The sequence below is a fragment of the Bradyrhizobium sp. BR 1433 genome, from assembly GCF_051547665.1.
In the GTDB taxonomy this organism is placed as follows: Bacteria; Pseudomonadota; Alphaproteobacteria; order Rhizobiales; family Xanthobacteraceae; genus Bradyrhizobium; species Bradyrhizobium australafricanum.
Window position 1 is genome coordinate 6,557,624 of the sequence record NZ_JBPUGG010000001.1, and the last position, 23,329, is coordinate 6,580,952.

Genomic DNA, 23,329 nt, shown 5'->3' on the forward strand with positions numbered 1-23,329 from the left:
GAAGGCGTCCGAAGCACCCGATATCGCTCGGATTTGATGCCAACCCGCGATCGCTGCATTTCGATCGTGCGAAGTCATGCTGCTTCAGCTTCGCATTGAGCGCATCGGTTGTCTTTGTGAAAGACCGCGCTAACATGGAACCCATCCATCGATACCTGTCGTCGTCTTTTTTGATCGTCTATTGCAGCGCAACCAGGCCACGCACGGGTTGCGGGCTCGCCAGGGCGACCGGGCCTCGAAGGGAAGTAGCAGACACGCATCCCTAATATTGCAACCAAGAAATAACGGGGGAAGATATGTATGTGAAAGGGATTGCGGCATTCGCCGCCGCGCTCGGCGTTGGCCTGTTGTCGGGCGCCGCCATCGCGCAGGAAGTCAAGCAGGAGAAGCAGTCGGTCCTCGGCAACGCCAATGTTCCTCCGGTGACCCAGGAGCAGCTCAACGCCGCCGACAAAAACAGCAGGGACTTCCTGCTCACCAACGGCAACTATGCCCAGACGCGATTCTATCCGGGCAAGCAGATCAGCCGGGATAATGTGAAGAACCTGCACGTCGCGTGGATCTTCCAGACCGACGTCAAGGAATCGCTTGAGACATCTCCGATCGTCGTCGATGGCGTGATGTTTGTCACGACGTCGTTCAGCCATGTCTATGCGCTCGACGCCAAGACCGGTCAGCAGCTCTGGCACTACGCCCACAAGATGGGCCCGATCACGGTTTATTGCTGCGGTCCCAACAATCGCGGCGTCCAGGTGCTCGGCGACCGGGTCTATCTGGCGACGCTCGATTCCAAGCTGATGGCGCTGAATGCCAAGACCGGCGAGGTGGTCTGGACCACCAACATCGCCGATCCCGAGCTCGGCTACAGCGAGACGATGGCGCCGACCGTGGTCAAGGACAAGGTGCTGATCGGAACCAATGGCGGCGAGTACGGCATCCGCGGCTTCGTGCGCGCCTATGACGCCAAGACCGGCAAGCAGCTCTGGAATTTCCACACCATTCCGGAGAACTCCGTCGGTGTCTGGGCGACCAAGGATGCCACGGGCCGCGACATGCATCGCAATATCCAGGCCGAGAAGGACATGCTCGCCAAGATCGGCGATCCCTATGCCAAGCTCGGTGGCGGCGTGTGGCAGAACCCGTCGGTCGATCTCGCGACCAACCGGATCTACTTCGTCGTCGGCAACCCGTCGCCCGACCTCGACGGCTCGAACCGGCCCGGCGACAACCTCTACACCAACTCGCTGGTCTCGCTCGATCTCGACACCGGCAAGTATGTCTGCCACTTCCAGTACATCGCCCATGACGTCTGGGACCTCGACGCGGTCAGCCCGACGGTGCTGGTCAACGTCAAGGACAAGAGCGGCAAGACGATTCCCGGCGTCATCCATGCCGGCAAGACCGGGCACATCTATGTGCACGATCGCAAGGACTGCAGCCTGATCCGCTTCTCCGAGGCGATGGTGCCGCAGGAGAACATGTGGGTGCTGCCGACCAAGGAAGGTGCGCGCATGCTGCCCGGCGCCAATGGCGGCGTCGAATGGTCGCCGATCGCGACCGATCCGGGACAGGAGCTGGCCTACGCCATCAACCTGCACCAGCCGATGACCTACCACGTCGAGAGCTCGGCCTATCCGAACGGCAAGCTGTGGCTGGGCGGTGCCTTCAAGGTGATCCCGGCGAGAAGCAGGCGGGCAACATCACCGCGGTGAACTACAACAACGGCAAGATCAAATGGCAGGTCAACACGCCCGAGCCGATGATCGGCGGCATCCTCGCCACCGCCGGCGGCCTGGTCTTCACCGGTGAAGGCAACGGCAAGTTCGCGGCCTACAATTCGTCGAACGGCAAGGAGCTGTGGAGCTTCCGCGCCGGCGCCGGCGTCAACGCGCCGCCGTCGAGCTACATGGTCGGCGGCAAGCAATATGTCGTGGTCGGCGCGGGCGGTAACACCCAGCTCGACTACAAGCGTGGCAACAACATCATCGCCTTCACGCTCGACTGAGCCGGGCCTGATGCATCGTCACGCGTGCAAACATTGACGGCGAGGCGGGACCGGTTCGGTCCCGCCTCTGTTTTCTACGGATGAGCAGATGTTCAGTAGATGGATGATTTGCGGCGTCGCGCTGTTGCTGATGGCGGCGCAGGCGCGCGCAGAGACGATTGAGGAAAAAGTACAGGTCTGCGCCGGCTGCCACGGCGAGAGCGGCAAGCCGGTCGACAAGACCATTCCGACGATCTGGGGCCAGCAGGCCGGCTATCTCTACATCCAGCTGCGCGATTTCAAGCGCGGCGATCGCAAGAGCGAGATCATGCAGCCGATCGCGGCCCAGTTCGAGCGCGACGACATGCTGGCGATCGCGGAATATTTTTCGCAGAAGCCGTGGCCTGACCTCGGCCAGCCGCGTGCGCCCAAGGACGTGGCGGAGAAGGCGGTCAGCGCCAGCCGCTCGGTCGGCTGCCCGGCCTGCCATCTCGATCGCTTCCAGGGCGACGGCACGGTGCCGCGGCTGGCCGGGATGGGCGGGACTACCTCGCCAAGACCATCGCCGATTTCCGCACCCGTGCGCGCGGCAACAATCCCGGCATGTCCGACCTGATGCTGGCAACGTCGCCCGACGACCTTGCCGCGCTGGTGGACTATCTGGCGGGGCTATAGCTGCGGACACTCGTCATGCCCGGGCTTGTCCCGGGCATCCACGTCTTGATATCCAGGCAAAAGAAGACGTGGATGGCCGGGACAAGCCCGGCCATGACGTCCGAGCAAGTCGCCTCAACGCGGCGTCAGCTCTTCGCGCAGCGCCGACAGGATGGTGAGATCGGCGGCGTGCTTGCCGGCCTTGTCGGCCAGCGCAGGGTCGGCGCCATGCGTGAGCAGCGCTTTTGCAATCGCCGGATGATTGCCTTCGGCGGCGATCATCAGCGCCGTGCGGCCGCGCGCATCGCGGTCGTCGACCTTGGCGCCGGCGTCCAGCAGATACGAGACGACCTCCAGTGCTTGCGCCTCCGGCACGGTCTCGTCGGGCCTGGCCGCCCACATCAGGAGCGTCAGATCGTTGGCGTAGCGCGCGTTGATGTCGATCTCGCGCGCGAGCAGCTGCTTGACGATGCCGAGCTGGCCGCCCGCCGCGGCGTAGACGACCGGCGGCTTGCCGGTGTCGTCGGCCTTGCGGCCGTCGGCGCCGTGCGCCAGCAGCATGCGCACCACCATGTCCCTGCCGGCATAGGCCGCGGCCGCGACCGGGGAGGCGCCGCTGCGTCCGGCGAGATTGACGTCGGCGCCGCGGTCGATCAGGCGCTGCACGATCGCGACATGGCCGCGCTCGGCGGCAAAGTACAGCGCGGTCGATCCCGCGAGGTTGCGTGCATCGACCGGCGCGCCGCGCGCCAGCAGCAGGTCGACCATCGCGAGATGGCCGGAGCGGGCGGCGTGGCTCAGCGGCCTTGCGCCCAGCCGGTCCCGCGCATCGACCGAGGCGCCGTGATCGAGCAGCTCGGTGGCAAGGTTGATGCAATCGGCATTGGCGGCCGCAAACAGCGACAGCGAGATCTCGATTGCGCTGAGCTGACCCTTGTCGGTTTCGTATTTGCGGATTAGCTCGCGGCACCGCGCCGGATCGGGCGCCGCGAGGCTGCCGTGCACGCTGCCGGCAACGATCAGCCCGGCGAGGGCGATGCGGCGATACAAGGCGTGGTCCTCCGTCATGCTGACAGCAGCGCCATTCGGTTCGAGCGTCGCATGATCCTACGTCGCTGCCAAGCCGCGCGGTCGGGAACTGCCCGCCGCGCTGGCAGGCCATGCGCCGTCGCGGCTCCGTGGCCTTTCGCCATGCGTCCGAGCCGATGGACTTGCCGCATGCCGCGCGGCACGATGCGGGCGTCGACCCTGTCTGACGCGAGTCCTTGCCCAAATGAGCGACGATCTGTGTCTGTTGTCTGCCGTTGAGCTTCGTGGGCACATCGCCCGCAAGGAGGTTTCGCCTGTCGAGGTTACGCGCGCGGTGCTCGCCCGTGCCGAACGGCTGCAACCCGAATTGAACTGCTTCATCACGCTGTGCGGCGATGCGGCGATGGCGCAGGCCAAGGCCGCCGAGCGGCAAATCACGGCTGGCGAGCCGGCCGGTCTGCTCCACGGCATCCCCTTCACCGTGAAGGACATCGTCAACACCAAAGACGTCCGGACGACCTTCGGCGCGGTGCCGTACCGGGACAACGTGCCCGACAATGACGCCGTCGCGGTGGCACGCCTCCGTGCCCAGGGCGGCATATTGATCGGCAAGACCACGACGCCGGAGTTCGGCAGCAAGTGCCTGACCAACTCGCCGCTGTTCGGGCGGACGCGCAATGCATGGAGTGCCGAGCGGTCCAGCGGCGGCTCCAGCGGCGGCGCGGCTGTGGCCGTCGCGAGCGGCATCGCGCCGTTGGCGGTTGCGACCGATGGCGGCGGCTCCACCCGGATTCCCGCCGCCTGCAACGGCGTGGTCGGAATCAAGCAGAGCAACGGGGTGATCCCGCATAGCCAGGTGCAGGACGCTTTCGGCAACCAGACCTATGTCACGCCGACCACGCGCACCGTTGCCGATACGGCGCTGATGATGCAGGCGATGGCGGGAGAGGATCCGTCGGATCCCTGGTCGATCGGGGTGCCGGTGCCTGACTATCTCGGGCTTGCCGCGCCGCGCGGCGACCTCAAGGGCCGGCGGGTGCTGTTCTGCGTGTCGCCGCCGGGGCGTCCGGTCACGTCCGATGTGGCTGCGGCGTTCAAGACAAGCCTCGACCGGCTGGCGAGCCTCGGCGCTGAGCTCGAAGAGTTTTCCGGCGACGGCTTTGACATCGAGCCGATCTGGCGTGCGATCAATCACACCGTCTGGCGCACCCGCTTCGAGAAGCTCGCGGCCGATCATCAAAATGATCTCAGCGCAACCTTCCTGAAGCAGCTCGCGCTGGCGGTGCAGGTCAGCGGTGTCGACTACCAGCGGGCGATGTTCGAGCGCACCGCGCTGTTCCGCCGGGTGCAGTCGTTGTTCGCGCGCGGCGATCTCCTGGCGATGCCGACCTTGACCCGGTCGGCGCTGCCGATCGACCAGGATCTGTTCGGCACGATCGAGATCGACGGCCGGAGTTTCGACAGCGTGCGGCCGCACTGGTTTCCCTGGACCATGCTGTTCAACATGACAGGTCATCCCGCCGTCAGCATCCCCGCAGGTTTCGGCCGCGACGGCCTGCCGATCGGACTGCACCTGGTCGGTCGCTTCCGGGCCGATGCCGAACTGTTGCGCGTTGCAGCGTTGTTCGAGGCGGCGAGCGACTTGCTTGGTCGCTGGCCGACCTGACGTTGTCGGCGACGCCGGTCGCGGCGTCGCTGGTTCAGCCGCTTTGCCCGGTGCTCGCATTGGCGACGGCGCGCGCGACATTGGCGATCACCTCGTTGCACTTCTCCATGGGGGCACTTGCCCCGGTCAGGTAAACCGTCACCACGATCGGCTTGCGGCCGGGCGGCCAGAACACGCCGATGTCGTTGTAGGTGCCGCGCTCGCCGGTGCCGGTCTTGTCGCCAACCCGCCAGTCGCGGGGCACGCCGGCACGCAGCCTTGCGTCGCCGGTTTTGTTGGCGACCATCCAGTCCACCAGCTTCTGGCGCGAGACGGTCTGCAGAACGTCGCCGAGCACCACGCGCTGCAAATCCTTCAGCATCGCGACAGGACTTGTGGTGTCGCGCTGGTCGCCGGGCACGGCTTCGTTCAGCTCCACCTCCCAGCGGTCGAGCCGGCTGACATTGTCGCCGATGGTGCGGAAGAAGCTGGTAAAGCCGGCGGGCCCGCCGATCTCCCGCAGCAGCAGGTTGGCGGCGGTGTTGTCGCTGAGCGTGATGGCGGCCGCGCAGAGTTCGGACAGAGTCATGGCCGATCCGACGTGCGCCTTGGTGACCGGCGCGTAGGCCAAGATATCCTTGGCCTCGATTTGCACGCGCTGATCGAGGCTGGATTCGCCGCGATCGACCCGGTGCAGCACCGCGGCCGACGCCATCGCCTTGAAGGTGCTGCACATCGGGAACCGCTCGTCGCCGCGCCGGCTCGCGCGCAATCCCGTCTCCATGTCGAGCGCGGCGACGCCGAGCCGGCCGCTGGTTGCCAGCTCGATGCGCGCAAACTCCTGCTGCAGCCGCTGCGCCGGCTCGCCTGGTCCTGCCGCTGCGCCTTGCCGCGGCAGGGTGCAGGACACCGCAAGGCCCAGCGCGCGCAATCCAAATGTCCGTCTCGTCAGCATGTCGAATCTCCCGTTGGCGGCGAACCTGCCGGGCGGCGTGACGGCGCACAAACAATCATTTATACAGCGAGACATGAGGAAAACTTGGTCATGACGCCGTGCGCCGGCATCTCCCGCTGAACGCGCTGCGCGCCTTCGAGGCCTCCGCGCGGCTGCTCAGCTTCACCCGCGCCGGGCTGGAGCTGCGCGTGACGCAGACCGCGATCAGCCATCAGGTCAAGCAGCTCGAGGATCTCCTGGGCACGAGCCTGTTCCGCCGGCTGCCGCGCGGGCTGGTGCTCACCGACGAGGGACTGGCGCTGCTGCCGGTGCTGTCAGACGCGCTCGACCGGATCGGCGCCGCGATCGACCGCATCGAGGCCAAGGGCACGCGCGAGGTCGTGACCGTCGGCTGCGTCACGACGTTCGCGACCGGATGGCTCTTGCAAAGGGTCGACCGCTTCAAGCGCGCGCATCCCTATATCGATTTGCGTCTGCTCACCAACAACAACCGCGTCGACATCGCCGGCGACGGGCTCGATCTCGCGCTGCGCTTCGGCGACGGCTCGTGGCACGGCACCGAGGCGATCCATCTGTTGTCCGCACCGCTCTCGCCGGTGTGCTGCCCCGACGCGGCGGACCGGCTGCGCAAGCCGTCCGATCTCGCGCAGGAATTCCTGCTGCGCTCCTACCGCGCCGAGGAGTGGCCGCTATGGTTTGCGGTCGCCGGCGCGCCGTGTCCGAAAATCCAGGGGCCGATCTTCGACAGTTCGGTCGCGATGGCCGAGGCCGCCGCGCGCGGCGTCGGCGTCGGGCTGGTGCCGATCGCGATGTTCGAAAATGAGCTGGTCTCCGGCCGGCTGCTGCGTCCGTTCGCGGCCGAGGTCCCGGCGGGATCCTACTGGCTGACCTGGCTGAAATCGCGCGAGGTGACGCCGGGCATGCGCGCGTTTCGCGACTGGCTGCTCGAGACGCTGCGGACGGAGGTGAATGAGGTTGAGGACGCCGTCGCGCCCGCACCGCGGCGGAAGATCAAGACAAAGGCCAGACCGAAGCCGCGGACCAACACCAAGCGGCGTTAACGTCTGACGACGTGATTTCAACTATCGTCGCCACTATTTCGGAATTATCGAATAATGCCGCTGATTTGCCCGACATGTCAAGTGCCGTGTCGAACGCCCGCAGCCGCCGGCTACTTTGCATGGGGTTGTTTTCGATATTTTGGCGGTGCGCTCCCGCCGGCTGGCTATCGCATCTGGCGCGCGACCTACGCCAGATGGCACGCCACGGAATGCCCGTTCCTGCCTTCCAGCAACTCCGGCGCGCTCTGCCGGCAGCGCTCCTCGGCGATTGGACATCTCGTGTGGAAGTGGCAGCCCTTGGGCGGATTCATCGGGCTCGGCACGTCGCCCTTCAGGCGGATGCGGTCGCGCTTCGCCTTGGGATCCGGCACCGGCACCGCCGAGAGCAATGCCTTGGTGTAGGGGTGCTGCGGGTTGCGGTAGAGATCGCTGGCCTTGGCCAGCTCGACGATGCGGCCGAGATACATCACCGCGACGCGGTCGGAGATGTGCTCCACGACAGAGAGATCGTGGGCGACGAACAGATAGGTGAGGTTCAGCTCGGCCTGCAGATCCTCAAGCAGGTTGATGACCTGGGCCTGGATCGAGACGTCGAGCGCCGAGACCGGCTCGTCACACACGATCAGCTTCGGCTCCAGCGTCAGCGCGCGGGCGATCGCGATGCGCTGGCGCTGGCCGCCGGAGAATTCGTGCGGGTAGCGCCGCATGTGCTCGGCCTTCAGCCCGACCTTGACCAGGAGGCTCGCGACGCGATCCTCGCGCTCGCTGGCCGAGCTCACGAGGTTATGGATGATGAAGGGCTCGCCGAGGATCGCGCCGACGGTCATGCGCGGATTGAGCGAGGCGAACGGGTCCTGGAATACGAGCTGCATGTTGCGCCGCATGGCGCGCAGATCGCCGCCGCCGAGGCCGGTGACGCTCCGGCCGTCGAACACGACTTCGCCCGAGGTCGGCTCGATCAGCCGCAGCACGCAGCGGCCGGTGGTCGACTTGCCGCAGCCGGATTCGCCGACGAGGCCGAGCGTCTCGCCGCGATTGACCGAGAACGACACGCCGTCGACCGCATAGACCTGGCCGACCTCGCGCGAGAGCAGGCCGCCCAGCACCGGAAAGTGCTTCTTCAGATTGGAAACGCGCAGCAGCGGCTCGCTCATGATGCGTCTCCGAGGTGGCAGGCCATGCGGTGGCCGGGTGCGATCTCGCGCAGCCGCGGCTCCTTTTCGGTGCAGATGCTCATGGCGTATTTGCAGCGGGCGGCAAAGCGGCAGCCGGGCGGCGGGTTGATCAGGATCGGCACCGAGCCGCCGATCGCCTCCAGCCGCGTCTTGTGCGCGGCGTCGAGATCGATGCGCGGGATCGAGCGGATCAGGCCCTGGGTGTAGGGATGGCCGGGATTGCCGAACAGTTCGTTGACCGGCGCCTCCTCCACCACCTTGCCGGCGTACATCACGACAACGCGCTGCGCGGTCTCGGCGACCACGCCCATCGCGTGCGTGATCAGCATCACCGCCATGCCGAAGCGTTCCTTCATGTCCTGCAACAGGTCGAGGATCTGCGCCTGGATGGTGACGTCGAGCGCGGTGGTCGGCTCGTCCGCGATCACGAGCTTGGGACGGCACGCCAGCGCCATCGCGATCATCACGCGCTGGCGCATGCCGCCGGAGAACTGGTGCGGATAATGATGCACGCGGCCCGCGGCGTTGGGGATCTGCACCAGCTTCAGCATCTCGATGGTGCGCTCGAGCGCCTGCTTCTTGGTCACCGCCTCGTGGCGGCGCAGGCTCTCGGCGATCTGCTCGCCGATGGTCAGCACCGGATTGAGCGAGGTCATCGGCTCCTGGAAGATGAAGCCGATCTCCTTGGCCCTGATGTCGTCGAGCTGGTGGCTGGTCAGCGGCACCAGGTCGCGACCCTCGAAGATGATCTCGCCTTCGACGATCTTGCCCGGCGGCATGGCGATCAGCTTCAGGATCGACATCGCGGTGACGGTCTTGCCGCAGCCGGATTCACCGACCACGCACAGCGTCTCGCCGCGGTTGATGCTGATGTCGACACCGTCAACCGCCTGCAGGATGCCGTCGTCGGTGGTGAAATGGGTTTTCAGGCCCTTGATGTCGAGCAGCGCCATCAGATCACCTTGCGCGCGTCGAGCGCGTCGCGCAGCCCGTCGCCGATGAAGTTGATGGCGACCACCGCGATGAAGATCGCGCCGCCCGGAAACAGCGCCCAATGCGGGCCGATGTCGAGAAAGTCCTTGGCGTCATAGAGGATGCGGCCCCAGGTCGGGGTGTCCGGCGGGAAGCCGAGGCCGAGGAAAGACAGCGTCGAATTCCGCGATGATCGCGGCGGCGACGTCGATCGTGCCGGCGATGATCACGGGTCCCAGCGCGTTGGGCAGGATGTGGCGTACCACCTGGCGCACCGGGCTCGCGCCGAGCGCGCGCGCCGCCTCGACGAATTCCTTCTCGCGCAGCGACAGGAACTGGGCGCGCACCAGGCGCGCGACCGGCATCCAGCGCAAGCCGCCGATCACCAGCACGATCAGGATGAAGATGCCGCCCTCCGGGCCGAACATCGCCTTCAGCCCGTCGCGGAACAGATAGATCAGCATCAACAGCAGCGGCAGTTGCGGCAGCGACAGGAACAGATCGGTCAGCCACATCAGCGCGTAGCCGAGCGTGCCGCGCGACATGCCGGCGAGCGCGCCGATCAGCGTGCCGACGAACACCGAGACCAGCATCGCGGCGAGGCCGACCGCGAGCGAGATGCGCCCGCCATAGATCATGCGGGCGAGCAGGTCCTGGCCGAGATCGTCGGTGCCGAACGGATGCGCCAGCGACGGCCCCTGCAGGCCGGCCACGACGTCCATGTCGCTGATCGAGACGCGCCAGACGAACGGGCCGATCACGACGGCTGCGATCAGCAGCAGCAGCAGCACGGCGCTGACCACGGCGGGCCGGTGCCGGCGGTAGCGCCGCCAGGTTTCGCGCCAGGGCGAATAGCCGCGCCGCTCAGCGGAAGGAGATGCGAGGGTCAAGCCAGCCATAGAGGACATCTGCGATCAGGTTGAACAGCACCACGAGACACGCGAAGACGAAGGTCACGGCCATCACGACCGGCGTGTCATTGGCGAGGATGGAGGAGATCAGGAGCGAGCCGATGCCGGGAATCCGGAAGATCTGCTCGGTGACGATGGCGCCGCCGAACACGGCAGGCATTTGCAGCGCAATCAGCGTGACGACCGGGATCATCGCGTTGCGCATCACGTGCTTGACGATCACCTTGGCCTGCCCGAGTCCCTTGGCGCGGGCCGTGGTGACATCGTCGAGCCGGATCACGTCGAGCATTGCCGAGCGCACGAAGCGGGTCATCGACGCCGCCTGGAAGAGGCCGAGCACCATCACCGGCATGATCGCCTGCCGGATCATCTCCAGCAGCCAGGGAATGCCGCTGCCCGGTACGTCGGTGTAGACGAAGGGCAGCCAGTCCAGCTTCACCGAGAACACCAGGATGAACAGGATGCCGGTGAAGAAGGTCGGCAGCGAGAAGCCGATGAAGGCGAAGGTGTTGGCGAGCTGGTCGAAGATCGAATAGGGCCGGGTGGCGGCATAGACGCCGACCGGGATCGCGATCAGCAGCGCCAGTAGCTGCGCCGAGCCGATCACGTAGAGCGTGGTCGGCAGCCGCTGCAGGATCAGCGTGTCGACATTGATCCGGCTGACAAAGGAGAAGCCCCAGTCGCCCTGCGCCATCGCCGCGAGCCAGTGCAGGTAGCGAAGATAGATCGGGTCGTCGAGGCCGAACTTGGCGCGCAGCGCGGCCTGCACCTCGGGCGGCACGTTCGGATTGGTCGCGAGCTCGCTGAACGGATCGCCCGGCGCGAGCGCCAGCACGACGAACAGCACGAGCGAGATCCCGAGCAGGCTCGGGATCGCGATCATCAGGCGACGCAGGATATATTGAACTCATCGAGAGATCATCTAACTAACGCTCGCACCTTGAGCACGTTGATCTTGCTTCCAGTCGAAAGGCGAGCTTCACCTCGCCCCGCGTGCGGGGGAGAGGTCGGAATTCAAGCACGGCTTGAATTCCGGGGTGAGGGGGAGTCTCCACGAACTCATCTTTCACGGTGTTTGCTGCGAAAGCCCCTCACCCCAACCCTCCAAGAGCGAGCTCCGCTCGTCTCGACCCCGTAAGAACGGGGAGAGGGAGAAGATGCACCTACTCAAACTCCGAACCTGTCCCCGTGTCTCAGGTTTCACGATACCAGTCTTGCAGATTGTCGGTCTGGTTGGCCCAGCCGGAGAGCGCGGGCCGCACCGTGTTGGAGCAGGCTTCCACCGCGAGGCGGTGCATCACCGGGATCACCACCGTGTCCTGCCACATCAGATCGTTGCACTTGATGTAGAGCTCGGCCCGCTTGATCGGATCGGTCTCGGTATCGGCCGCCTCGATCGCGGCGTCGAAATCCTTGTTGACCCAGCGCGGGAAGTTCTGCCCTTGCCACTTGTTCTCCTTGGTCGCGACATTGCGCGACAGATAGCGGCGCATGTGCAGGCCCGGGTCGGGTTGTGTCATCGGGATCTGGAACATCTCGATGTCGGCGTAGAACTTGGAATAGGTGTCGGGGTTCGCGACGTCGGAGGAGAAGAACACCGAGGCCACCACCGACTTCAGCTCGACGTCGATGCCGGCCTTCTGGCAGGCCTGCTTGACGATCGCCTGGGTCTTCTGCCGCGGGCCGTTGATCGAGGTCTGGTACAGCAGCTTCAGCTTCTTGCCGTCCTTCTCGCGGATGCCGTCGGAGCCGACCTTCCAGCCGGCCTGTTCGAGCAGCGCGCTCGCCTTCTCGACCGAGAACTCCCATCTGGTGTTCTTGGAAACGAACTCCTCGGGGCCGTTGAGATAATTGGCGGTGGCGCGGCCGGCGCGGCCGTAGATCACCTTCTTCACGGAGTCGCGGTCGACCAGCAGAGCCAGCGCCTTGCGCACCGCCGGATCCGACAGGATCGGATGCTTGGTCTTGATCGACGAGCGTTCGCCGTCGACCTCGGTGTTCGGGTCGGTGAAGTTGATGGCGATGAATTCGATGTCGCCGCCGACGGCATAGAGCGTCTTGCCCTTGCCGCCCTTTTCCAGCCGCAGCAGCACCTCGTCCTCGACCTGGATGTTCCAGGCGAAGTCATATTCGCCGGTCTGGATCACCGCGCGCGCCGCCGACACCGCATCGCCGCCGCCCTTCATCTCGATCGTGTCGAAATAGGGCCGGTTCGGCATGTGGTAATCGGGGTTGATCTCGCCGCGCACCAGATCGCCCGGCTTGAACTCGACGAACTTGTAGGGGCTGGTGCCGACCGGCTTCAGATTGTTCGGCGCCTCGCGCGAACTTGCTGCCCTTGTACTCCGCGAAGAGATGTTTCGGGATGATGCAGCCATAGGCGCCGACGAACGCGTTGGCCCAGAACGGCGTCGGATCCTTGAACTTGATGCGGACCGTGAGGTCGTCGACCTTCTCCACGGTCATGCCGGAATAGGTGCCGCTCGAGACGGCTGCGGTCGCGGGGTCGGTGGCATATTCCCAGTTGAACACGACGTCGTCGGCGGTGAAGGGTTTGCCGTCATGCCATTTGACGCCGGGCTTGAGTTTCCAGACCACCGACTTGGCGTCTTTGGAAAGCCCGCCGTTCTGGATCGAGGGGATTTCGGCGGCGAGGATCGGGTTGAGATGGCCGTCGACGTCCCAGCTTGCCAGCGGTTCGTAGAACAGCCGCGAGCCGTCCTGGTCCTTGGTGCCGGTGGCGAAGTGCGGATTGAGCAGGGTGGGGCCCTGCCACCACAACAGCTTCAGCGGACCGCCGCCGCCGCGCTTGTTCGGCTTGTAGGGATTCGGGCTCTGCGCCATCGCGACGCCGCCGATCGCAAGGATCTGGTTGGCCATCGGCGCGGTGAGGCCGACGGCAATCATTCGCTTGACGAAGGCGCGGCGATCCATCCGCCCGTCCTTCACGTCGTCGATCATGCCACGCAGATTCCTGTCGAACATTGTCCCCTCGGTCCGGCTCAATTGGTTATTGCGGCGGGCCGTGGAACCGGCCGCCGTGTTGGCGGCAGGATGGCACACCGAATGACCGCGAAGGTCAACGCCTCCCGCCCTTCAGCGCCTAGGTCTTTTGGCTATCGCTTGTGCAGAACCTCCCCTTGCCGCACACCGGTTCAGCAGATCGGCGCCAAAAGCGCGCCCTTGCGCGCCTCGCAGTGCGGAAAATTTGTTCGTTATCCTTTGTTCCGAGATGCTTTTTTGCCACGCAGGCCGGAGTTCGCGTTTGAAGCGATCCGTCCACAAACTCGTCATGCCCGGCCTTCTGCCGGGCATCCACGTCTCCGTTTTCGCGTGAGAAAGTCGTGGTTGGCCGGGACAAGCCCGGCCATGACGATGGGGATATGCGATTGCTTGATCCCGGAGAGCAGGTCCGGCCCGCACACGCGGTTCTCAGGCGATCGACATGTCCAACGGCGGTGCAACATTCGCCGGCAGCGGACTGACATAGGGCGTTCTTGTGGTCCGCTTCTTGAGGTCGGCCTTGGCGGCCGCGATCAGCTCCGGCTCCATCAGCGCCTTGACGCCGAGGCCTGCCATCGCCTTGGCGGCCTGCACCATCGCCTTGTGCGCGGCCGGCGTCTTGCCCTGCGCCACAACCTGCCAGGTGTGGAACGGCGTGCCGATTGCAACCGTCGGTGCATGGACCTGCACGGTCGGCACCACCCAGCTGACGTCGCCGACGTCGGTCGAGCCGATCAGCGGATTGCGCTTGGCGTCGATCGGCACCAGGAAATCGGCGAGCGGCCGGTCGGTCGGTTCCATGCCGATCGCGTAATAGACCGAAGCGATGTCCTTGTCGGTCAGGGTCGCGCGGATCTTGCCGGCGAAATCCTTGTCTGCATCGTCGAAATGCGGCGGGCCGAGCTCTTCCATGATCCCGTGTAGCGTCTGTTCAAGCGGCGTGTTGGGCAGGATGTTGGAGACCGCGGAGATGATCTTCATATCCACCTTGGTCTCGGTCATCAGCGCCGCGCCCTGCGCGATCTTGTGCACGCGCTCGACCAGTTCGTTCATGCCGGGCAGGTCGCGGGCGCGGATCGAATAGCGCACCCGGGCATGGGCCTGCACCACGTTGGGCGCGATGCCGCCGGTGTCGAGCAGCGCGTAGTGCACCCGCGCGTCGCTCGGCATGTGCTCGCGCATGTAGTTGACGCCGACATTCATCAATTCCACCGCATCGAGCGCGCTGCGGCCGAGATGCGGCGAGGCTGCCGCATGCGAGGTGCGCCCGGTGAAGGTGAAATCGGCGCGGGTATTGGCGAGCGACGGCGTCACCGCCACCTCCCAAAAACTGTGCGGATGCCAGGTGATGGCGATGTCGGCGTCCTCGAACGCGCCACAGCGCACCATGAAGGCCTTTGCCGCGCCGCCTTCCTCGGCGGGACATCCGTAATAGCGCACGCGCCCCGGCACCTTGTTGGCGGCCAGCCAGTCCTTCACCGCGGTCGCGGCGAGCAGCGCGGAGGAGCCGAGCAGATTATGTCCGCAGCCATGGCCGTGGCCGCCGCTTTCGATCGGGCGATGCTCGGCGATTCCGGCCTCCTGGCTGAGCCCGGGCAGGGCGTCATATTCGCCGAGGAAGGCGATCACCGGGCCGCCTTCGCCCCATTCGCCCATCACCGCGGTCGGGATCTCGGCGACGTTCTCGGTGATGCGAAAACCCTGATGGCGCAGTTCGGCCAGATGTTCGGCGGATGAGCGCGCCTCGGTGTAGCAGACCTCGGGCATCGCCCAGACCCGGTCGCTCAATTCGATGAAACGCGGCTTGATCGCGTCGACGCCGCGCCAAACATCACTACGGTTGTCCATTTGCTCCGATCCCTTAACGCTAGAGCATGATCCGGAAAAGTGTGAAGCGGTTTTCCGAAAAGATCATGCTCAGGACAAGCCAAAGCGCGATGATCTCATCGCGCTTTGGGCAATCTGAAGCGCGAAACGCTAGCAGCTTGTCGCGACGCCGCCTAGCGCGCGCCGGCAGACCTGCTTTTCCGAATGTCACGTCTTGGTGTGCAGAAATGTTTCTGCGTCAGGCGGCGCTGAGCCGCTCCAGGCCTTTCCAGTCGAAGGCGATGCCGTGACCCGGGCGATCCGGCGCGATCGCCATGCCCTGCTCCAGAACCAGCGGGTGCTCGATATAGCGGTCGAGGCCGAAGCCGTGCGCCTCGAGATACGACCGGTTCGGGCACGCCGCCAGCAGATGCACGGTGATGTCATGCGCGCCATGGCTGGTGACGGGAATATTGAAGGCCTCGGCGAGCCGGGCGATCTTCATGAAGCTGGTCACGCCGCCGCAATTGGTGACGTCGGGCTCGGCATAGGACAGCGCGCCGCCGGCGATATACGGCTTGAACTCCCACAGGCTGCGCAGGTTCTCGCCGGCCGCGATCGGCACGCCGCCGGCCTGCACGATGCGAGCGTGTCCCGCGACGTCGTCCGGAATCGTCGGCTCCTCGATCCAGGTCAGGTCGAAGGGTTGCAGGGCGCGCGCGGCGCGGATCGCTTCTTCGACGGTCCATTTCATGTTGGCGTCGGCCATCAGCGGAAACTCGTCGCCGAGATGGCCGCGCATCGCCTTCACGCGCGCCACGTCGGACGCAAGGCTCGGCCGGCCGACCTTCATCTTGATGGCGCGAAAGCCCTTGGCCAGATTGTCGTCGGTCTGCTTCAGCAAACCATCCAGTGGCAGATCGAGGTCGATGCCGCCGGCATAGCAGGGCACGCGACGGTCGAAGCCGCCGAGCAGCCGCCACAGCGGCAGCGATGCCCGCCGCGCCTTGAGGTCCCACAACGCGATGTCGAGCGCGGACAGCGCCAGCACCGCCGGCCCGCCGCGGCCGCCATAATGCAGCGCCCACCACACCTTGTGCCAAAGCTGCTCGGTGTCGTCGGCCTCCATCCCGCGCGCGATCTCGCCGACTTCGCGGCTCAGGATATCGGCGATGGCGCCGCCATTGCGGCCGACCGTGTAGGTGTAGCCGGTGCCTTCGGCGCCGTCGGCATCGCGGGCGCGGATCGTGACGAGCTCGAACGCCTTGATCTCGCCATGCGTGCTGTCGCTCAGCACCACCGGAAGCGGGATCTTGTAGAATCCGATGCTGAGGTCCTTGAGGATGGCCACGCCGGAACTCCTTGTCATGGGACGAATGCAATGCGTGACACACGATCTCAAAAGCCCCGGCTGCCTGCAACCTTGCGCCTGCGAATGTCTGCCTTGAGCGATTAGTCTGCCTTCCTCTATGATGTGAGGACGTGGTCCGACCATGGATGATGCAATTCCGTCTCTGTTACCGAGAAATTCGGGCCACCAGTTCGTGATCTATGCCGATGCCTGCTCGGGCGTTCCGGGCGCGCTGCATGAGCGCACCTTCGCGTCGGTGAACGACGTGGTGCGCCGGCTGCATCCTGCGCCCGAATTCATTCTGTTCCCCGGCGACGAGATCATCGGCCTCACCGCCGATGCCGACGCGCTGCGCGCGCAATGGCGGCATTGGTTCGAGGTCGAGATGTCCTGGTTCGACCGGCGCGCGGTGCCGCTGTGGCACACGACCGGCAACCACACCACCTATGACGAGATGAGCGAGGCGGTGTTCCGCGAGGTGCTGCAGCTGCCGCGCAACGGCCCGCCCGGTCAGGAGGGGCTGTCCTACTGGGTTCGCCGCGACGATCTCGTGATGGTGTTCGTGCACACGCTGTGGAGTGGCCTCGGCGGCGAGGGGCATGTCGAGACCGACTGGCTGCAAGCGGTCCTCGCACAGCACAAGGACGCCAGGCACAAGCTGGTGCTGGGCCATCATCCCGTGTACCCCATCAACGGCTACAGCGGCAGCTATCAGCGCGAGATCGGCCACGAATACCGCGAGCGCTTCTGGGATATCCTCGTCCGCGCCGATGTCACCGCCTATCTGTGCAGCCACATTCTCGCATTCGACGTCCAGGTTCATCGCGGTGTGCTGCAGGTCTGCACGGCGGGCGCCGGCACCGCGCACCGGATGCCCGAAGGCGTCGAGTATCTGCATTGCGTGCAGGCCGCGCTCGATCAGGATGGGTTCCGCTATCAGGTGCTCGATACCGAAGGTGTGGCGCGCGAGCAGCTGGCATGGCCGCTGCCATCGCTGGACCAGGCCGCGTGGTCGCCGCTGCCGCGCGGGACCAGCCCGGCACCGCTGTCGGGGACATTGGCGCCCGCGACGGTCATCGCGCTGAAACTGGCGGGCCGCACCGCCGCGGGAACCGCCGCGCCACAAACGCTGCTCTGCACGCCCGCGCCCGGCGTGATCGCACCGCTCTGGCTTGGCTTGCGCGGGCCGAATCAGACGCTCACCTTGATCCTTGGACGCGAGCGTGGACGCAGTCCCTATTACTGGATCGGTCCCGATCTCGGTGCCAACAGCGATTTCAACCTCGACATCGCCTTCTATCCGGACATGGGACCGGGCGGCGTGCTGTGGCGACGCAGCGGTGACACGCGCTGGACGTCGTGCGCGGCGATATCGGCAACGGGGCTCGAGCGGTTCGCATGGCCGGCGGTCTGGAACATCGGGTGCGGCGAGAGTGGGCCGGATGACAAGCGGTATGCCGGACCACGGCTCGAGATCGCTATTTCCACCATCGCATTGTAGTCCGTCGCGCCCAGGCCGACGCGCTGGACGTCGGCGCTGCGGCTGAGCGGGCTTCGACGCCCGCATTGCGGTCGCATTGGCTCCAATGAATGGCCACGGAAAAATCAGACGCCAGCCAAACTTCGCGCGTAGGTTTTATCGCTTGCTGACCTCGAAAAGGAATCGACCATGCGCAATCTCACAGCATTCGTCACTGTTGCCGCGCTCGTCCTCGGAACGCCCGCCTTGGTGCAAGCGCAAGGCACGCAACCCAATGCGCCGCCGCAATCATCTGATCAGTCCACTGTCATCCGGAGCATACAGGTCGTCGACATCAAGGACCTCAAGCCCGAGATGCGATCGAAGATCGAGGATGCGATGGCAAAGACCAAGGAGGACGACATCCAGTCGCTTCGGAAGTCGATTGACGCGACACCGCAGGCGGTCTCCGCGCTCAAGGCCAAGGGCCTGACTTCGTCGCAGGTCGTCGCTATCAACATCGCCGATGGCGTGCTGACGATGTTCGCCAAAACAGCCTGACCAGGGTCAGCGAATGTCGGTATCGGTGGTTGGACCTCCCCGCGGTCACCGATGCCAACAACTCCCGCAGCCGGCGCTGCGGGAGTTTTCATTTCTGATAGGCGCGGCCCGTCCAATGGACCTTCACCGGGGAGAGCGATCAGTCGGGCTCGTTGGGCCTGGTACGTTCCGCGCGTTTCAACTCGCGATCGATCAGCGTGCAGACGCGCCGCCGCGCCAGCAGGTCGAGCCGCGCGCGCGTGGTGCCTTGCTTGGTCTTGCCGTTGATGTCGAACGACCAGGCCCAGAGGTCGGGTTCGATGTTGGTGAGTGTGTATTGAATGTCCCGATGACGACCGATCAGCTTCTTCATGCCGTTTCTTCTTGTTGGCTGAAGATTGCATAGCCAGATCGTGAAGGCGTCTGTATCCGGTCGAATACTGAGTCGGGTGTCCGCAGGGCGGAATTTTCCAAATCGCTGATTTGGGGTTGCTGTGCAGTGGCTGCGTGAAGCAGACGAGTGCGCACGAAAGATTCGCAGTCGTCCTGGCGAAGGCCAGGACCCATTACCCCAAGTGCGCACTGTTGCGCGACGCTAGGGCCACGATCTCGTTCACCGTCAAATGCGGTGGTTAAGGTCCCGGCTTCCGCCAGGACGACAATGACGAGCCCCGCCTGCAACATCCGCCGCGGCGTACGGGTCCCTGCTTTCGCACTAGTGCATCTACACGTTTGTCGGGCCATTTGCGAGGATTTGGAAGCGGGCCATTCCGGTGTGGAAGGTGATTGGTCCAGGTGGACGGTGGGAGGCGTAGCCGGTCCATCCGCCGAGTTTTGCGATGATCCATGCCGCCCAAGCAAGAGTGTTGGGGCGATGGTGGTTTTTCTGAAGCTCGGTGCGACCTTTCATGGTTTTGTTGATGGCCCTGAGCGTCTCGATCTCTTCTGCGGTGAAGACAAATTCAGCTGGCAATTCTTCGCCACTGTTGCGGGCCTGAACGAGTTGAATGACGATACATGCCGCTCTGGTGGCGACCGCCACGAGCTTGATCAGGCCTTCGGCGCTCTCGATCTGACTATCCTCGATGCGCAAACCCTGGCTCTTCAGCGAGCGAAAGAGTTGCTCAATGATCCAGCGCTGGCGGTACCAGGAGACGATCTGCCAGGCGTCTTTAACGGTGGCGACCGGATGAGTGGTCAGGAGCAGCCAGCGAATGGGCTCCGCACCTCTCGGCGGATGCAACTCGACCACTTCTACGAAGCTGAGTTTGATGCCCTCCGCCAAGTCGGTGACGCCGGGCCTCTGCGGCCGCTTGAGCACGACGGTTCCGAAGCGCATCGAGAGATGGGCCTGCCGGCCGCGCCGATCCATTCGCTGCGGCAGATCGATCACCGCGTTGTCGCAGAAGCGGCTCCGCTCGACCGCCTGATAAAGTGTGTCGCCATCGACCAGCGCATGGTCGTGCATGGCACGCGACAGAAGATGGACATTCTCAGCTGGCGTCAGCGCCCAGTGAGCAAAGAAATCCCCCTCGCGGTCGTTGACGACGGTGATCATGCGGGCATCTGCCAGGACGTCGCGGCCTTGCTCGGCGGCCGTCACCCAGCGCGCCGACTCCTTGTCGGCCAAGGCGCGCCGCTCATGCGGGATTTTTACCTTGCCTTTGCGCGTCCAAACGTTGCCGCCAGTAAGGCCAAGACAGACCCCGCTGTCGGCATCCACCGCCATCATCGCATGCAACAGCACGCCGCGAGCATTGCCCTTGCCGACTTTGCCCAGCCCGCGCCGCCGTCCCGCCTGGGTCTGGAACTTGACCTCGCTCGTATCCTGGATCGCCAGCACATGACGCCCGCTGACCGCAGTCCGCGTCTGCGCGCTCCAGCCCTCAATCAATTTATCGATCGTGACTTGGGGGTTGTTCACAAACCGCCAGAACGCCATATTGGCAGCCCAATCGCCCCGGGCCATCTGGCGCAAGCAGACGCTGCGCGTGCAAAGCATAGCCCGGAGAAGCGTCGCCCCCTTTTGTCGAGACGAACGTCCCCGAACTCACCCAAAGACAAATCCGGCTGCATCGCTGGCGCTCCTTCGAATCAAAGCGCCAGTGAGAGAATCATACAACATGCTGCAGAGACGCCACTTCTTGCTGCACCGAGTCAATCTGTCGCGCCCCAAAACCGTGTAGAGACGCTAGTGCTTTCGCAGGGACGACGGGAGATCTCAGCTCAGCGTCACTACAACAGTCATCCCACCCATCACAAATTGATCACCCCGCGCCGCGCGGCATGGGCGACGGCGTCGGTGCGGCCGGTGGCGTCGAGCTTGTCGAGCAGCGAGCCGACATGAAACTTGGCGGTGTGGACGGAAATCCCGAGCCGCTGTGCGATCATCTTGTTGGACGCGCCTTCCGCCAGCAGCGCCAGCACGTCGAGCTCGCGCGGCGTCAGCTCGAAGTTGCCGGCGCCCGCGGCCTCGCGGTTGCGTGCGACGACCGCCGCCGTGGCCTGTTCGCCCGGCGCTGCGAGCCGCAGGCCGTCGACGCTGCCGAGCAGGGTCGCCAGCCGGTCGGCGAGGACGGCGTCGTCGACCTCGAGCGCGATGACGATGTCGTTGGCCGGCTCACCGCTCACGTCTCGGGCCTCTCGCCGACTGTCACCTTGAACTTCAGCGGTTCGCCGCCGCGATGCACGGTGAGCTCGACCACCGTGCCGACGCTCTGCGGTCCGAGGCCGCGCGACAGCGCGCGCACGCCAGACAGCTTCTCGCCATTCACGGCAATGATCACGTCGCCTTGCCGGATGCCGGCGGCGGCTGAGGGGCCGGCCTTGTCGACGTTCATCACCATCGCGCCGAGGCCATCGTCGAGCCGGACCGGCTGCAATCCGACGCCAAGATATCCGCGCGCGATGCGGCCGCTCTTCTCGAGCTGGCCTGCGACCCGCTCGATGGTCGTAGCCGGGATCGTCAGCACGCGGCGCGGGCCGAGCACGGCCATGCCGAACGGCTCGCCCGCGGCGTTCAGCGCGAGGCCACCCTGCTGGCTGTGCCGCAGCCGGACGTCGAGCTCGATCCGTGCATCGATTTCGCCGCCGCGCAGGCTGCGCCAGGCCGGGCCGGACAGTGCGACCATGCCGAGCCGCGCGGTCGGCGCGCCGCGGTCGGCGGCGACGATCACCGCGAGCGATCCCAGCGCGGGGTTCTCGGTCGAGAGCTTGACGGGGGCAACGTCGCCTTCGACGCGCAGCAGCGCGACGTCGGTGGTGTGGTCGCGTCCGACGACGGTCGCCGGCCTGCGGCTGCCGTCGGCGAACTGGATTTCGATCTCGCCCTCGTCGGCCAGCGCTTCGTCGGCGGTGACGACGAGGCCTACCTTCCAGACAAAGCCGGAGGCGCGCGCGCGATGCGAATGCACGGAGACGATGGCGGGCGCAGCGCGTGCAATGGTCTCCGCAAGGGCAGATGACAGCGATGACAGGATATTCGGTTCGGTCATGGGAAACTCCGTTGGCTTCCCTCAATCTGGGATGTCGCGGCTGACGGCGATACTGGCCGGATGGGCAGGGCGTGGCCGGGCCGCCCGGAACTGCCGCTCAGCTCAGCCGCTGCAGGGTCGCCTTCGGGCTCTCGCCGAACTTGGCGCGGTAGGCGCTCGCCATCCGGCTCAGATGGGTAAAGCCGAGGTCGAATGCAATATCGACGATGCGCTCGCCCGGCCGCGCCGTCTTGAGGCGGGCGTTGAGATGGGCGAGGCGGATGTCGAGCAGCATCTCGGACACGGTGGTGCCGAAGTGACGGCGGAAGCCGAGTTGCAGCGCGCGGATGCCGGTGCCCGCGATCTCCGCGAGCTCGGCGAGGTCCAGCGGCTCGGTTGCCCGGCTCTCCAGATAGGCGCGCACGCGTTTCAAGGCGGCCGGCTGGGCCTCGGTGCGGCCGTTGAAGACATCGATCGCCGAACTCAGGCTGTGCCGCTGCCCGTTGAGCAGGACGTTGAGAACGACTCGCGCCAATCGGCCGCCGCGACCGCCGACAAAGCCTTGCGCGGCCCGAGCTGCTCGGCGGCCGTGACAAGCTGCTCGATCCTGGCCGAGAGCGTCTGCCCGAGCGGCCCGCTCAGCGCGACGGCCGGATCGAACTCGACCGGCCTCACCGCCACGCCGCCAAGCGCCGCGGCGCGATGCTCGACCAGCTTGCGGTCGAGCAGCAAGATCAGCTGAGCGCAGTCGCCGCGCCAGGTCATCTCGGTCGGAATGGTCGGCGACAGCAGCGAGGCCGTGTGCCGTGGTCCGGTGGTGAGCTCGCGCGCGGCGGTCCGCACCGCGGCCGAGCCGGACAGCGGCATCTGCAGCAGGAAGAAGCGGTCGAGGCAGCCGGGATTGATCGCGACCGATCCGCCATAGGCGACATAGTTGACGGAGAAGCCGTCGAAGTCGGCGCAATTGTGATGCGCGGAGAAATCGCTCGCGGAATGATCGACCGGCGTCAGATCGTGCGGACAGAAGATGCGGCCGATCGCTTCCGCCGCGTCATCGACGCGCGCCGTCGCGACGCGTGCGAAATCCTTGAGCCTTGTGCTTGCCGGATTTGCGCTTGCCGAAACCTCGTTGCCAACAGCAGTCACGCCGGCCGTCCGGAGTTGTTTGAGGTCTAAAACATCAGGCAGCCTAGAGCATCCCGCGGCAAAGGGGAACGCCGTTTCGTCGTGCAATCTGCCCGATCGGCGGTCAGGACGATGCGACGGCATTGGGCAGCAGCCGGCCGGCGCAATGCTCCCGCATTGCAGCAT

At 65.4% G+C, this 23,329-nt stretch carries 18 protein-coding genes and 3 pseudogenes; 7 read left to right on the top strand and 14 right to left on the bottom strand.

Features of this window, described 5'->3' with window-relative positions; genetic code table 11:
• The first annotated feature begins 302 nt into the window (after nucleotides 1-302).
• The 3 genes from ACSKB9_RS31585 to ACSKB9_RS31595 all read left to right on the top strand — a co-directional run bounded on the left by ACSKB9_RS31585 (nucleotide 303) and on the right by ACSKB9_RS31595 (nucleotide 2,600).
• Nucleotides 303-1,712 (top strand): pyrroloquinoline quinone-dependent dehydrogenase, encoded by a 1,410-nt coding sequence (locus ACSKB9_RS31585; RefSeq protein ID WP_438078004.1) that lies wholly within the window; start codon nucleotides 303-305, stop codon nucleotides 1,710-1,712.
• A complete protein-coding gene (locus ACSKB9_RS31590; RefSeq protein ID WP_438078006.1) occupies nucleotides 1,709-2,005 on the top strand; it encodes an outer membrane protein assembly factor BamB family protein in 297 nt (98 codons plus the stop codon). The genes ACSKB9_RS31585 and ACSKB9_RS31590 overlap by 4 nt, the downstream gene beginning before the upstream one ends.
• An 88-nt stretch (nucleotides 2,006-2,093) precedes the next feature.
• Complete coding sequence (locus tag ACSKB9_RS31595; RefSeq protein ID WP_438078008.1) at nucleotides 2,094-2,600, top strand: c-type cytochrome; 507 nt, start codon at nucleotides 2,094-2,096, stop codon at nucleotides 2,598-2,600.
• A 173-nt stretch (nucleotides 2,601-2,773) separates the two neighbouring features.
• Here the strand turns inward: ACSKB9_RS31595 and ACSKB9_RS31600 are convergent, their stop codons facing one another.
• Nucleotides 2,774-3,706 (bottom strand): ankyrin repeat domain-containing protein, encoded by a 933-nt coding sequence (locus ACSKB9_RS31600; protein WP_438078010.1) that lies wholly within the window; start codon nucleotides 3,704-3,706, stop codon nucleotides 2,774-2,776.
• 205 nt (nucleotides 3,707-3,911) lie between these two features.
• Between ACSKB9_RS31600 and ACSKB9_RS31605 the strand changes: the two genes are divergently transcribed.
• A complete protein-coding gene (locus ACSKB9_RS31605) occupies nucleotides 3,912-5,333 on the top strand; it encodes an amidase (RefSeq protein ID WP_438078012.1) in 1,422 nt (473 codons plus the stop codon).
• A 34-nt stretch (nucleotides 5,334-5,367) separates the two neighbouring features.
• Here the strand turns inward: ACSKB9_RS31605 and bla are convergent, their stop codons facing one another.
• Nucleotides 5,368-6,267 carry a class A beta-lactamase gene (gene bla, locus ACSKB9_RS31610; RefSeq protein ID WP_438078014.1) on the bottom strand — a complete coding sequence of 300 codons (900 nt, stop codon included), beginning with the start codon at nucleotides 6,265-6,267 and terminating at the stop codon, nucleotides 5,368-5,370.
• Nucleotides 6,268-6,365: 98 nt separating this feature from the next.
• Between bla and ACSKB9_RS31615 the strand changes: the two genes are divergently transcribed.
• Nucleotides 6,366-7,328: a LysR substrate-binding domain-containing protein gene (locus ACSKB9_RS31615; RefSeq protein WP_438078016.1), complete on the top strand. Its 963-nt coding sequence runs from the start codon at nucleotides 6,366-6,368 to the stop codon at nucleotides 7,326-7,328.
• A 185-nt stretch (nucleotides 7,329-7,513) separates the two neighbouring features.
• Here ACSKB9_RS31615 and ACSKB9_RS31620 read toward each other — a convergent pair whose 3' ends face one another.
• From ACSKB9_RS31620 to ACSKB9_RS31650, 7 genes and pseudogenes are all read right to left on the bottom strand, one after another.
• Entirely contained in the window at nucleotides 7,514-8,482 is a 969-nt protein-coding gene (locus ACSKB9_RS31620; protein ID WP_057019236.1) for an ABC transporter ATP-binding protein, read from the bottom strand.
• Nucleotides 8,479-9,459 carry an ABC transporter ATP-binding protein gene (locus tag ACSKB9_RS31625; protein ID WP_438080486.1) on the bottom strand — a complete coding sequence of 327 codons (981 nt, stop codon included), beginning with the start codon at nucleotides 9,457-9,459 and terminating at the stop codon, nucleotides 8,479-8,481. Before ACSKB9_RS31625 ends, ACSKB9_RS31620 begins: the two co-directional genes overlap by 4 nt.
• Nucleotides 9,456-10,374 (bottom strand): annotated as a pseudogene (locus ACSKB9_RS31630) (ABC transporter permease). The gene ACSKB9_RS31625 and the pseudogene ACSKB9_RS31630 overlap by 4 nt, the downstream one beginning before the upstream one ends.
• The gene (locus ACSKB9_RS31635; RefSeq protein ID WP_438080488.1) at nucleotides 10,340-11,284 is read right to left on the bottom strand and encodes an ABC transporter permease; all 945 of its coding nucleotides are present in this window, start codon (nucleotides 11,282-11,284) and stop codon (nucleotides 10,340-10,342) included. Before ACSKB9_RS31635 ends, ACSKB9_RS31630 begins: the two are co-directional and overlap by 35 nt.
• Before the next feature lie 295 nt (nucleotides 11,285-11,579).
• Nucleotides 11,580-13,371 (bottom strand): annotated as a pseudogene (locus ACSKB9_RS31640) (peptide ABC transporter substrate-binding protein).
• Nucleotides 13,372-13,818: 447 nt separating this feature from the next.
• Nucleotides 13,819-15,237, bottom strand: a complete 1,419-nt coding sequence (locus ACSKB9_RS31645; RefSeq protein WP_438078018.1) for a M20 family metallopeptidase — start codon at nucleotides 15,235-15,237, stop codon at nucleotides 13,819-13,821.
• A gap of 217 nt (nucleotides 15,238-15,454) precedes the next feature.
• Nucleotides 15,455-16,546, bottom strand: coding sequence for a mandelate racemase/muconate lactonizing enzyme family protein (locus ACSKB9_RS31650; RefSeq protein WP_438078020.1), 1,092 nt, complete (start codon nucleotides 16,544-16,546; stop codon nucleotides 15,455-15,457).
• 142 nt (nucleotides 16,547-16,688) lie between these two features.
• Between ACSKB9_RS31650 and ACSKB9_RS31655 the strand changes: the two genes are divergently transcribed.
• Both ACSKB9_RS31655 and ACSKB9_RS31660 read left to right on the top strand, forming a co-directional pair.
• A complete protein-coding gene (locus ACSKB9_RS31655) occupies nucleotides 16,689-18,047 on the top strand; it encodes a metallophosphoesterase family protein (protein ID WP_438078022.1) in 1,359 nt (452 codons plus the stop codon).
• Between the two features lie 168 nt (nucleotides 18,048-18,215).
• Nucleotides 18,216-18,566 (top strand): hypothetical protein, encoded by a 351-nt coding sequence (locus ACSKB9_RS31660; RefSeq protein ID WP_057019241.1) that lies wholly within the window; start codon nucleotides 18,216-18,218, stop codon nucleotides 18,564-18,566.
• Between the two features lie 139 nt (nucleotides 18,567-18,705).
• Here ACSKB9_RS31660 and ACSKB9_RS31665 read toward each other — a convergent pair whose 3' ends face one another.
• The 5 genes and pseudogenes from ACSKB9_RS31665 to ACSKB9_RS31685 all read right to left on the bottom strand — a co-directional run bounded on the left by ACSKB9_RS31665 (nucleotide 18,706) and on the right by ACSKB9_RS31685 (nucleotide 23,164).
• Nucleotides 18,706-18,918, bottom strand: coding sequence for a hypothetical protein (locus ACSKB9_RS31665; RefSeq protein WP_168855778.1), 213 nt, complete (start codon nucleotides 18,916-18,918; stop codon nucleotides 18,706-18,708).
• A gap of 351 nt (nucleotides 18,919-19,269) precedes the next feature.
• Nucleotides 19,270-20,487, bottom strand: coding sequence for an IS4 family transposase (locus ACSKB9_RS31670; RefSeq protein ID WP_438071829.1), 1,218 nt, complete (start codon nucleotides 20,485-20,487; stop codon nucleotides 19,270-19,272).
• Between the two features lie 314 nt (nucleotides 20,488-20,801).
• Nucleotides 20,802-21,176 (bottom strand): response regulator transcription factor, encoded by a 375-nt coding sequence (locus ACSKB9_RS31675; RefSeq protein ID WP_253607245.1) that lies wholly within the window; start codon nucleotides 21,174-21,176, stop codon nucleotides 20,802-20,804.
• On the bottom strand, nucleotides 21,173-22,039 hold the full coding sequence (locus ACSKB9_RS31680) for a S1C family serine protease (RefSeq protein ID WP_253625652.1): 867 nt from the start codon (nucleotides 22,037-22,039) through the stop codon (nucleotides 21,173-21,175). Before ACSKB9_RS31680 ends, ACSKB9_RS31675 begins: the two co-directional genes overlap by 4 nt.
• Before the next feature lie 97 nt (nucleotides 22,040-22,136).
• A pseudogene (locus ACSKB9_RS31685) lies at nucleotides 22,137-23,164 on the bottom strand (AraC family transcriptional regulator).
• Nucleotides 23,165-23,329 lie beyond the last annotated feature (165 nt).

What these genes read in the sequence shown, in the direction of transcription:
- bla (WP_438078014.1), bottom strand. Translation starts at nt 6,267, where the DNA reads ATGCTGACGAGACGGACATTTGGATTGCGCGCGCTGGGCCTTGCGGTG.
- ACSKB9_RS31600 (WP_438078010.1), bottom strand. Translation starts at nt 3,706, where the DNA reads ATGACGGAGGACCACGCCTTGTATCGCCGCATCGCCCTCGCCGGGCTG.
- ACSKB9_RS31655 (WP_438078022.1), top strand. Translation starts at nt 16,689, where the DNA reads ATGGATGATGCAATTCCGTCTCTGTTACCGAGAAATTCGGGCCACCAG.
- ACSKB9_RS31660 (WP_057019241.1), top strand. Translation starts at nt 18,216, where the DNA reads ATGCGCAATCTCACAGCATTCGTCACTGTTGCCGCGCTCGTCCTCGGA.
- ACSKB9_RS31605 (WP_438078012.1), top strand. Translation starts at nt 3,912, where the DNA reads ATGAGCGACGATCTGTGTCTGTTGTCTGCCGTTGAGCTTCGTGGGCAC.
- ACSKB9_RS31670 (WP_438071829.1), bottom strand. Translation starts at nt 20,487, where the DNA reads ATGGCGTTCTGGCGGTTTGTGAACAACCCCCAAGTCACGATCGATAAA.
- ACSKB9_RS31620 (WP_057019236.1), bottom strand. Translation starts at nt 8,482, where the DNA reads ATGAGCGAGCCGCTGCTGCGCGTTTCCAATCTGAAGAAGCACTTTCCG.
- ACSKB9_RS31665 (WP_168855778.1), bottom strand. Translation starts at nt 18,918, where the DNA reads ATGAAGAAGCTGATCGGTCGTCATCGGGACATTCAATACACACTCACC.
- ACSKB9_RS31645 (WP_438078018.1), bottom strand. Translation starts at nt 15,237, where the DNA reads ATGGACAACCGTAGTGATGTTTGGCGCGGCGTCGACGCGATCAAGCCG.
- ACSKB9_RS31680 (WP_253625652.1), bottom strand. Translation starts at nt 22,039, where the DNA reads ATGACCGAACCGAATATCCTGTCATCGCTGTCATCTGCCCTTGCGGAG.
- ACSKB9_RS31595 (WP_438078008.1), top strand. Translation starts at nt 2,094, where the DNA reads ATGTTCAGTAGATGGATGATTTGCGGCGTCGCGCTGTTGCTGATGGCG.